Raw genomic sequence first — 11,528 nt, forward strand, 5'->3', positions numbered from 1 at the left:
CCTCTCCTTTCTACCACATGTATTCATCCTTTTCTTCCCAGCGCCATACTAATTTATGCACCACAATGCCTACTAAGGCATCAATCCCTATCGAAGGAATTCCATGATTCCAAATGTAGGTGGTCATGACAATTGGTTCTTGTACAATCCATAATAAACCTATTTGTAGAGCCATGACTAAGGCGGCTCCTACCCCTGTCCACCAAGCTGTGGCGTACCATTGTTCTTCATACACAGTGCCTTGCATAGAGCCTAACATATAACTTACCATCGCATAGGATACCACATGTAATCCAAAATAGTTTCCGATCATCACGTCTTGAACGATACCACCTACAACGGCTAGCATCATACCATGAGACCGGCCTTTCAATACGGTCACTACCAACGCAATATCTAGTAATAGATGAGGCGCCCACGAATAGGAAAACCATCTAGGTACCACTAAGGATTGGATAATAATAACGCCTAATACCATCAATGTCCAAGCACATCGTTTCATTGTTGCACCGTCCCTTTAGCCCCTTCTACTTGATCTCGCTGCGTACGAGGAATCAATTTTGGCTCTAATTTTGGCGCTTCTGGTCGTGCAATGGATGATGATACAATTACAAATACTTCTTCTAAACTTTGAAAGTCCACTGTAGGGTCGATGACAGCATGTTTCACAAATCCTTCTTCATCGGTAACAATGTCTTTCACATGGCCCAGTAATAATCCTTTCGGATACATACCTCCAAAACCCGAGGTCACGATGGTATCACCTTTTAGAACGTCGCCATTTAAAGCGATATTCACCATTTGTGGTTCCATAGGGCGATTGCCATTGCCCTTCAGTATGGATGCAATTCTAGACTCCGGTCGTTGTACGATAACTCCCGTCGCAGATCGTGGATCTAATATACTTTGCACCCGTGCAGAGTGTTCATACACATCAGACACGAAACCTACTACACCGCGCGGAGCAATGACCGCCATATTCGGCGCTACTCCATCTGCACTGCCTCTGCTAATAGTGAAAGTATCTGTCCAGGCGCCTCTATCACGAGTTACCACGGACGCCGCTAACAACACAAATTGAGGTTGTTCTCCTTGAAACTTCAATAACTGTCGTAAGCGAATATTTTCTGCTACTAATTCATCATAGGCTACTTGTTTTTGTTCTAGTTCAGCATTGCGCTCCTCTATGTCTGACATGTCTTTCACACGCAAGATACCATTATCTATCACGGCTATTCCCGTATGTAAACCAGATAAGAAACGACTGGCTCCATAAGTGAAAGGAGCCATTAGGTTCTCTAAAGTTACCGTCACCACTGGTACTTGCGTTCTTTGTTTCCACACGTACCCAAAAATTCCTAATATGGCACAAAGGATTACGATCATAGTCAACCATTTTCGTTCAGATTGTTGCATTAAGATCGCCCCTTTCGTAATTTACTAGCCACTAATAATCGCTCTAAGCGTTGCACATCTGCAGCAGCTCTGCCTAAACCAAGTGCTACCGTATCGCCTGGCGTATCTGCAATGCGTACAGGAATACCTAGTTCCTCTTGGATGTGGCGGTCTAATCCTTCAAGTAAAGACGTACCTCCCGTAAGGAGCATGCCGCTTTCCATAATATCTGCCACTAATTCAGGTGGTGTTTTTTCCAAAATACTGCGTATAACCGCCACCATATCTGCAATCGGTTGTCGCAAAATTTCATAGACTTCACTTTTACGAATCATACAGCGTTTGGTAAGTCCCGTTTCAGAGTGACGACCTACGATAGTGTATTCTCCTTCGATAGATGGAGCGATCGCACAACCAAGAGTTTGCTTAATGTCTTCCACTGTTTCATCGGATACCATAATAGAAAACTCATTACGTATATAATGGTAAATGGCTTCGTTTAATTCATTACCACCAATCCGTGATGTGCGGCTCGCTACTTTACCACCCATCGATAAAATAGCTACATCCGTAGTACTACCGCCAATATCGACAGCCATACTACCACGGGCCTCAAAGATAGGAAGTCCTGCACCAATCGCTGCTGCTACTGGACTTTCTAGCAAATGTGCTTCCCGAGCGCCCGCCTGAATGATGGCATCCGTCATGGCCCTTCGCTCTACATCGGTAATACCACAAGGCACTGCCATGACAACACGGGATCTACGAACCGCCTTGGACGCTTTGTTCATAAAATACTTTAACATGGACAACACAATACGATAGTCCACAATAAAGCCCTCTTTCAGAGGACTCATAGGTGCTAATGTTTCCGGATTGCGCAACAATAAGCGCTGCGCATCTTCGCCAATGGTAACAATGTTCTCTTGTTTTGCATCCGTTGCCACTATAGATGGTTCCGATACAACCACCCCTCGACCTTCCACAAAAATATGCGTGTGAAAGGTACCAATATCTATTCCTAAATCTCTTCCTAATGAAGAAAATAATTTCATCGAACCTCTCCTTATAAAGAATTCCGTATTCTATTAATTGTAACATACTTTAAGGAGATTATAAATAAAAAAGCCAGCAGATCCAAAGTTCTGCTGGCTTTCAGTCTATTTATTTTATTCCCACTCTATCGTTGCTGGTGGTTTACTTGTAATATCGTACACGATACGGTTAATGTGGTTTACTTCGTTCACGATACGGCGGGAGATAGTATCCAATACATCGTAAGGGATACGTGCCCAATCAGCTGTCATAAAGTCAGTTGTAGTTACACCGCGCAACGCCAATGTGTAATCATAGGTACGGAAGTCACCCATAACACCTACTGTGCGTGTGCTTGTTAACACCGCAAAGTATTGGTTAATAGAACGATCTAAACCAGCTTTTGCAATTTCATCGCGGAAGATGTAATCCGCGTCACGCAATACGTCCAGTTTATCTTTTGTCACTTCACCCATGACACGGATCGCAAGACCTGGTCCTGGGAATGGTTGACGCCATACTAGGTAATCTGCCAAACCAAGTTCAGCACCTAATTGACGAACTTCGTCTTTGAACAAGTTGCGAAGTGGTTCGATTAAGCCTTTGAAATCTACTACTGCAGGTAACCCACCTACGTTGTGATGAGACTTAATAACTTCTGCTTCGCCAGTGCCAGACTCGATTACATCTGGGTAGATCGTACCTTGTGCTAAGTAATCAACGGAACCAATTTTGCGACCTTCATCTTCGAATACACGGATAAATTCTTCACCAATAGCTTTACGTTTCGCTTCTGGATCTTCAAGACCTGCTAATTTTGTTAAGAAACGTTCTTCTGCATCCACACGAATGAAGTGCATACCAGAATCTTTGAACGCCGCTTCTACTTCGTCACCTTCGTTTTTACGCATCAAACCATGGTCAACGAAGATACAAGTTAATTGGTCCCCTACAGCTTTGGAGATTAACGCCGCTGCTACGGAGCTATCCACACCACCAGATAATGCCAATAATACTTTGCCATCACCTACTGTATTACGAATCTCTTCAATAGCAGTTTTTGCATAGTTTGCCATCGTCCATTGGCCTGTGCATCCACATACTTCATACAAGAAGTTGTGCAACATTTCTTTACCATGTTCTGTATGCAACACTTCTGCATGGTATTGCATAGCATATAAACGGCGCTCTTCGTTTTGCATGGCTGCTACAGGACAATCTTTTGTATGCGCTACAATTTTGAAACCTTCTGGCACTTTTGCCACATAATCCACATGGCTCATCCATACGATTTCTTCTTCTGAAAGTCCTTTAAATAATGGTGAGGACACATCCACATGAGTTGGTGTTTTACCAAATTCACGTGTTTCTGCAGACGTTACATGACCGCCCAATGTATGCGCCATGAATTGCATACCATAACACATACCCAACACTGGAATGCCAAGTTCAAATACTTCCGCTTCCATTTTTGGAGCATTGTCTTCGTATACGCTAGCAGGACCACCTGTGAAAATGATACCTTTTGGCTGTAATTCTTTAATTTTTTCTAATGCTTTATTGTACGGATATACCTCACAATACACATTATTTTCACGTACACGACGCGCGATCAGTTGGTTATATTGACCACCAAAGTCAACGACAACAACCATCTCTTTTTGTTCCATTCTGTCCTCCCACAATCTTCTGTTTATAACTTCAATATATAAACACTATATATTAAATATTATACCCTATGCACTAAATTTTGACTAGAATCGGAAGTCACGTTCTCCCTCTTCCATTTGCGCAATATAAGCTTTGGATTTTTCTTTCACTAGATCATTTTTAATGGAGTCTAATTGCACGTCGATAACAGCCGCACCAACAGCCTTAGTTTCCTCATCTGCATAATCTAGTAAATACTCTTTCAATGTCATCAACGCATTCGGTTGACAACAATTGGAAATTTGTCCACTCTTTGCCAGTGCCATGAATCGGTCTCCTGTACGACCTTCACGGTAACAAGCCGTACAGAAACTAGGTACATAACCTAATTGCAATAACCATTCCACAATTTCATCCAAGGAACGGCGGTCACTCGTATCAAATTGAGCAGAATTTTCTTCTTCTGGTTCTTCTTCTACATAGCCACCCACAGATGTACGAGATCCTCCAGAAATTTGCGAGATACCTAAGGCTAACCCTCGTTCACGCATAGCTTGACTTTCACGAGTAGACATAATCATACCTGCATACGGCGCAGATACACGAATCAAAGCTACGATTTTTTCAAAAATATCATCTGGTACAGCATTACTGAAATCATCTACATCGATATCATCAGCTGGACAAATTCGAGGTACACTGATGGTATGCGGACCTACACCAAACTTCGCTTCTAAATGTTCTGCATGCATCAACAAGCCTACGAAGTCATATTTGTAGTGTTCCAATCCATAGAGGACGCCAATGCCCACGTCATCAATACCTGCCTCCATAGCGCGATCCATAGCCGTTGTATGGTAGGCATAATCACTCTTAGGTCCTGTTGGATGAAGGGCTTCATAGTTTTCTTTATTATATGTTTCTTGGAACAATGTGTACGTACCAATGCCTGCCTCATGTAATTTGCGATAATCTTCTACTTCACAAGCCGCAATATTGACGTTGACACGACGAATTTCACCATTATCTTTTTTTATGGAGTAAATCGTATTAATACATTCCAAAATATATTCCAATGGATTTTCTAATGGATGTTCACCAGATTCGATAACAATTCGTTTATGCCCCATGGCTTCTAGCGCCATCACTTCTTCACGCACTTGATCTTGGTTTAACTTTTTGCGAGTAATGGTTTTATTTTTTGCATGGTATGGGCAATAAACACAACCATTGATGCAATAGTTTGATAAATATAACGGAGCAAATAATACAATGCGATTGCCATAAATCGCTTGTTTAATCTCTTTTGCTAAAGCAAATAATTTTTCCTTATATTCTGGCAAGGGACATTCTAACAGTACCATCGCCTCACGATGATTTAATCCTACACGAGTTTTTGCCTTTTCTAATATGGCATCCAATAAAGGACGGTTTTCCTTATTTTCTTCTGCATATTGTAATGTGGCTAGAATCTCTTCGTGATTAATAAATTCTTCCGCCTTGGAAGAGTGTACATCATACATAGTAAACTCCTTTTCTACTGACTTAGTAGATCTATGATAGCCTACATCTTTCTAGGCTTTGTCTTAACATAAGCGCTATACCGATTTTATTAGATATAGTCTTTCTTTTATTATACTCCACTTATGAATCAATGTATATAAAATTAGTGTGCATTATGAAAGCAAATACTAATACTATGTATGCATAAACAGAAATATACATCTATTCATTTGTTCACTCTGAAACCGTCATGTCCTTTTACAACCTATAACCTTAAACTGCATATCTGATATAACATCATTTTTACAAAATCTTGTTGTCCTATTTGTAATAACGGCAAAATCCTATACTAAACAAACAAAAAAGGTCACCAGATATTGCTATCTAGTGACCTTTCATATGTGTTATGATTAAGCTTCTACAGGATATACAGAAACTTTACGGTTATAACGACCAGCACGTTCAAATGCTACACGGCCAGGAACCAATGCAAACAAAGTATCATCTTTGCCGATACCTACGTTAGTGCCTGGATGGAAATGTGTACCACGTTGACGAACTAGGATGTTACCACTTTTTACAGTAGAACCGTCATGGCATTTAACTCCAAGACGTTTGGACTCGGAATCACGACCATTTTTTGTACTGGAAGCACCTTTTTTAGATGCGAATAGTTGTAATTGGATATTGAATAACATGTAGTTCACCTCCTATTGTTCACTCACTCTAACAAAATCACTATATTGATCCGCCACATTCTTGATACCAAGAAGCATCGTTTCTAATATAGTTTGTCCTCTTTCAGTAATGGGTTCTGAAAGTAGGATATGTAACTCACCGTCTTCTATTTGGTACTCCATGGATTGCTTAGCCACCTCATGAAGACCTAAGATCGATGTCTGTGAAAGCATGGATATAGCGGCACATACAATATCTTCTCCGTAAGGACCTGCTTCAGCATGTCCTCGAAAATGACATTCTATGATTTGCCCTAATCGATTCCGCTTCACATCAATGTGAGTCATGATACTTACGCCTCGATTTTTTCGATGCGAACTTTAGTGAATGGTTGGCGATGGCCTTGACGACGACGATAGTTGGATTTCGCTTTGTATTTGAAAACCAAGATCTTTTTCGCTTTACCATGTTCAAGTACTGTACCAGTAACTTTTGCACCGTCCACAAGTGGTGTACCAACTTTAACATCACCGTCTTTAACTACAGTTACAACTTCGTCAAAAGAAACAGTTCCTTCAGCTGCTACATCCAATTTTTCAATAGTGATTACATCGCCTTCGGAAACGCGATATTGTTTACCACCAGTTTTAATAATTGCGTACATTATGACACCTCCTTGTATTCGTACTCGCTGAATGCGGTTATCTAGCCGAAGCCAAATATTATTGACCTCTTCATGCGGCTTGCAATAGTTGGGCGTACCCAAACTATGACTCAATTATTATACATGACAAGCACTGTTTATGTCAACGAAATAGGACTAATTTTTTCTATCTACACCTATGAAAGCCTACTTTGCTGCATCTATTATAAAAGCATCTCGAATCATTAAGTCATCTACTAGCACACCCTTTCATCTATAAACTATTCTGTGTACTATAGAATACCACTACTATATCGTTATCATCTTTCATCTATACACCATTGTATGTACTATACAATGGCACTCCTTCAGATACACGCATGGTCTTAGGATACAATACGATGCCAAAAGTTGACTATACACTATATTCACCTAGAATTTCATTGCTATGAAAGTATACCTATATAGCCGGTCGAGCAAATCGATAATAACAGAGCAACGCCGTTAACGAGCAAACCACCATGGTGATTCCCATAGGAATTGCCGTATGTGACCCTCCGATCCCCACAATAGGGGACACAATACCCGCAGACATCATAGAGAAAAAGCCTAATAAGGCAGATGCACTACCTGCTAGGTGACCGTAATTGGCCATAGCCATAGAAAAGCTAGCCGCCCCGAATAGAGACACCATCCCTACAGTAAAGAATAAAATTGTGGTCACCACTAAGAATGGCATATTCAGTGCCATAGCGCCTAAGAACAAAGAAGACCCTAAGAAGAGCACAGTTAAACTGCCTTGTAATAATTGGTAATCCTTAATGACATTACTCAAACGAGAGCTAATCATACTAAATAGAATAATACCACAGCTATTAATACCAAATATGTAACTAAATTGTTGTGCATCTAGCCCAAAGATATTTTGGTATACAAAGGAAGATCCACTAATGTAACAAAAGAAGGCTCCAAAAGCAAAGCATTGAATACCACATTGCCCTAAAAAAGCTTTGTCTTTCAGCAACGTCTTGTAATTTTTGAGCGCCACTTGAACACCACCTACTACACGTTGCTCCTTTGGTAAACTTTCACGGAATAGAATGGAACCTATCAATAATATTAGGGAAAATCCTGCTAAAACGACGAAAATGAATCGCCACGTTTCGTATGCCAAAATTTGTCCTCCAACAAGAGGAGCAATGACAGGCGCCAATCCATTGACCATCATCAATGATGCCAACAACTTAATCAGAGCCGGTCCCGATGCATGGTCACGAGCGATAGCCTTAGAGATAACTACTCCAAAGGAACCTGTTACACCTTGCAAAAATCGGCCCAGCAAGAGTACTTCAATATTTGGTGCATAAGCGCAAACAATGGTAGCTACTACGCAAAGTAGGTTTCCCACAATGAGCGGTTTTTTCCGCCCCAGCACATCACTAATAGGCCCTGCAAAGAGTTGTCCCAATGCAATGCCGATAGTCATAATGCCGATGGTCATTTGAATATTCGATGCCGATGTATCCAGTTCACCAGGCATAATCGGCAAGGCTGGCAAATACATATCCGTCGCCAATGGCGTTACCGCTGTGAGCAATCCTAAGAATATAATTAAAAACAATGAAACAGACTTACTTTCCTTCATGCTTTTCCTTTCTAACAATCTCCGCATTCCGAAGCAACACTTTTTTTCCTCGCCAAGCCCATGCTTTGTGGCCGTACTTCGCTTTAAACTCTTTATTCGTCATTCCTTCTAATTCCTCCATCTCAATGTAGGATGCAACCTGTTGAAACTCTGGGATAGGCGTCATAGGTATCCCCTGATTGTGAGGGCACACCTCTTGGCATACATCACACCCAAAAATGAGAGGTGTTTTACCAATAATTCGTTCTTCTTCCTCTGAAAGATCCCCCTTACACTGAGTGAGATAACTTTTACAAGTTCGATAATCTAAATGATCTCCTTGTAAAGCCTTACCAGGACAAGCACGCAAACAAGCACCACATTGCAGACAGCTCTGTGCAAGCGGTACAGAAGGAGACAATTCCAACGTCGTCATAATAGTGCCAATACCAGTATAGGATCCCCACGTAGGGTTAATAAACGTTTGGTTCCACCCATAAAACCCCAAGCCTGCCAAGTATGCCATATACCGATCCGCTAAAGGTGACGTATCGCAGTGAATCTCGTACATGTCATCAGGATAGCGCTCACGCAAAACTTCCACTAGTCGTTCCAAATACTGTCGTACCACAACATGATAATCATCTCCCCAACAGTACCTAGCTAAATTCGTCACTCCTTCCCTAGGCATATAATAAGGAAACAAACAGACTATAGCGGACTTCGGTGAAGCAATAGTCGTGGACCCCTGCAATCGTTCTTCAATACTTCCATTCGTAAACGGACAAGGATAGGGCGTATCCAAATGTAACAACGCCTCCGCCGGCAATGGCCAAGGTGCCACCCCCACTGCAGGAATATTTAATTGTATCGCTAATTCTTCAAGTTCTAAATTTGTCATGCATTCATTATACTATACAATCCCTAGGCTTTATATATAAATAGCCACTCATATATCATACCAATTACGAACAACCACTATGAGTTTCAGGAAACTCTATCTTAATTTATGGTTTTCTTAGGAAGTACTACAAAAAACTCAAAACCAATCCCACTCTCTAAAGAATGTAGTTAAGCGTAGAAGCCTTGCGGCAGTTATCACTAGCAAAATTACACAAACACAAGGAGAGTGCCACATGTTTCCCACCATTCCTGAGGAACGCAGTTAAGTGTAGCAGCCTTGTGGCAGTTATCACTAGCAAAATTATACAAACGCAAGAAGAGTGCCACATGTTTCCCACCATTTCTGAGGAACGCAGTTAAGTGTAGCAGCCTTGCGGCGAGATTTACTGACTGAATCAAAAAAACAAGAAGAGCACGGTGTGCTCTGAACAAACACCACAAACCACTCCCTGAGGAACGCAGTTAAGCGTAGCAGCCTCGTGGCGACCCTTACTAGCTAAATTGCACAAATACAAGAAGACCGCAACATGTTCCTGAACAAACCTAACCACTGTATCAGTTTGAGAAGGAATATGTTGCGGTCTTCCCTTTGCAATATTTAGTATAGATCGCCACAGGCTACATAGCAGAATAAGTGACGACCTACAGGCTGCATAGATTAGCAAGTGACGTATTGACTAAATGAACTCAAAAGTTTTATCCTATTACATATTACTAATTACTTTAATCATTCAACACAGGAGGAACAATATGTCTATAGAACTACGAAAAGTTGCTATTATCGGCACTGGTCATGTGGGCTCCCACGTGGCATTTTCCCTTGCTACACAAGGTGAGGTTGACCAATTATACATGGTGGATATCGACAAAGATAAAGCGATTGCCCAAGCCACCGATATTAATGATGCTGTAAGTTACTTACCACATCGTGTGGAAGCTATCGCTTGTGAACCTGAAGATATCGGAGACTGTGATATTCTCGTCATTTCTGCAGGTCCCCTCCCATCCCCAGAACAAGATCGCTTAGATACACTAGGCTCCACAGTAGAGGTGTTACGTGAATTTTTACCTCGTGTGAAAGCCTCTGGTTTCAGCGGTTTTATCGTTAGCATTTCCAATCCTGCCGATGTAGTAGCTGCCTATGTGCAAGAATACTTAGACTACCCAAAACATAAAATCATCTCTTCTGGCACATCCTTGGACTCCGCTCGTTTGCAACGATTGGTAGCTGAGCAAATCCACGTACATCGTCGTTCTTTATCTTGCTATGCTATGGGTGAACACGGTGGTAGCGCTATGGTCCCTTGGTCCCACGTCACAGTATCTGGCAAACCTTTAAAAGAACTCCAACAGGAACTTCCTCACCGCTTCCCAACCTTTGATGAAAATGCCTTAGTAGAACAAATGAAATACGGTGGCTACCTAGTCCTCATTGGAAAAGGCTCCACCGAATTTGGCATCGCTGCATCCGTTACAGAAATTATCCGCGCTTACTTCCACGATGAACAAAAAGTATTACCTCTATCGTGCAAACTAGAAGGCGAATACGGCGAACACAATGTCTTTGCCTCCGTCCCTGCCATCATCGGCAAAAACGGCATCGAAGAAATCTTGGAATTGCACCTAACCTCAGACGAACAAAAAGCCTTCCACAACTCCTGCGAACGCATCAGAGAGTACATCAAACTAGCACATACACTATAACTCTCTGAGGAACGCAGTCATGCGTAGTAGCCTTGTGGCTACCCTTACTAGCTGAATTATAAAAATGCCAGAAACGAGCAACATGTTCCTGAACAAACATTATGAAATACCGTTTGTGAAGGAATGTGTTGCTCGTTTCCCTTTGCCATATTTTCTTATAGCCGCCACAGAGTACATAGCATTACAAGAGACGATACATTATGAAATACCCTTTGTGAGGAGTATACCGTGCTCTTCCACATCCCCCACCCCTGAGCAATGCCCTTATGCGTAGTAGCCTTGTAGCGACCCTTACTAGCTAAATTATACAAACACAGGCTCTTTGTCAAATGTGGGGGCTACTCATATAAAAAGCTCTTAGCACTAGCTATTCAAATAGCTAGTGCTATTCTT

At 41.6% G+C, this 11,528-nt stretch carries 11 protein-coding genes; 1 reads left to right on the forward strand and 10 read right to left on the reverse strand.

Going from position 1 to position 11,528, the window contains the following annotated elements; genetic code table 11:
• Positions 1-10: 10 nt before the first annotated feature.
• From mreD to EO121_RS04190, 10 genes are all read right to left on the reverse strand, one after another.
• Positions 11-502: a rod shape-determining protein MreD gene (mreD, locus tag EO121_RS04145; protein WP_127068055.1), complete on the reverse strand. Its 492-nt coding sequence runs from the start codon at positions 500-502 to the stop codon at positions 11-13.
• Entirely contained in the window at positions 499-1,416 is a 918-nt protein-coding gene (gene mreC, locus EO121_RS04150; protein WP_127166244.1) for a rod shape-determining protein MreC, read from the reverse strand. Before mreC ends, mreD begins: the two co-directional genes overlap by 4 nt.
• Positions 1,416-2,450 (reverse strand): rod shape-determining protein, encoded by a 1,035-nt coding sequence (locus EO121_RS04155; protein ID WP_127166246.1) that lies wholly within the window; start codon positions 2,448-2,450, stop codon positions 1,416-1,418. Before EO121_RS04155 ends, mreC begins: the two co-directional genes overlap by 1 nt.
• A 114-nt stretch (positions 2,451-2,564) precedes the next feature.
• Positions 2,565-4,100, reverse strand: coding sequence for a glutamine-hydrolyzing GMP synthase (guaA, locus tag EO121_RS04160; RefSeq protein ID WP_062401247.1), 1,536 nt, complete (start codon positions 4,098-4,100; stop codon positions 2,565-2,567).
• An 84-nt stretch (positions 4,101-4,184) separates the two neighbouring features.
• Positions 4,185-5,603 (reverse strand): [FeFe] hydrogenase H-cluster radical SAM maturase HydG, encoded by a 1,419-nt coding sequence (gene hydG / locus EO121_RS04165; protein ID WP_127166248.1) that lies wholly within the window; start codon positions 5,601-5,603, stop codon positions 4,185-4,187.
• A 390-nt stretch (positions 5,604-5,993) separates the two neighbouring features.
• Entirely contained in the window at positions 5,994-6,281 is a 288-nt protein-coding gene (gene rpmA, locus EO121_RS04170) for a 50S ribosomal protein L27 (RefSeq protein ID WP_127160364.1), read from the reverse strand.
• Between the two features lie 12 nt (positions 6,282-6,293).
• Positions 6,294-6,608, reverse strand: a complete 315-nt coding sequence (locus tag EO121_RS04175) for a ribosomal-processing cysteine protease Prp (protein WP_127160363.1) — start codon at positions 6,606-6,608, stop codon at positions 6,294-6,296.
• Positions 6,609-6,613: 5 nt separating this feature from the next.
• Positions 6,614-6,925 carry a 50S ribosomal protein L21 gene (gene rplU / locus EO121_RS04180; RefSeq protein WP_009352881.1) on the reverse strand — a complete coding sequence of 104 codons (312 nt, stop codon included), beginning with the start codon at positions 6,923-6,925 and terminating at the stop codon, positions 6,614-6,616.
• Between the two features lie 439 nt (positions 6,926-7,364).
• Positions 7,365-8,549 carry a multidrug effflux MFS transporter gene (locus EO121_RS04185; RefSeq protein WP_127166250.1) on the reverse strand — a complete coding sequence of 395 codons (1,185 nt, stop codon included), beginning with the start codon at positions 8,547-8,549 and terminating at the stop codon, positions 7,365-7,367.
• A complete protein-coding gene (locus EO121_RS04190; RefSeq protein WP_127166252.1) occupies positions 8,536-9,429 on the reverse strand; it encodes an epoxyqueuosine reductase in 894 nt (297 codons plus the stop codon). The genes EO121_RS04185 and EO121_RS04190 overlap by 14 nt, the downstream gene beginning before the upstream one ends.
• 758 nt (positions 9,430-10,187) lie before the next feature.
• Here EO121_RS04190 and EO121_RS04195 point away from each other — a divergent pair.
• Positions 10,188-11,135, forward strand: coding sequence for an L-lactate dehydrogenase (locus tag EO121_RS04195; protein ID WP_127166262.1), 948 nt, complete (start codon positions 10,188-10,190; stop codon positions 11,133-11,135).
• Positions 11,136-11,528: the final 393 nt, after the last annotated feature.

The organism is Veillonella sp. CHU732, assembly GCF_003992085.1.
In the GTDB taxonomy this organism is placed as follows: Bacteria; Bacillota; Negativicutes; order Veillonellales; family Veillonellaceae; genus F0422.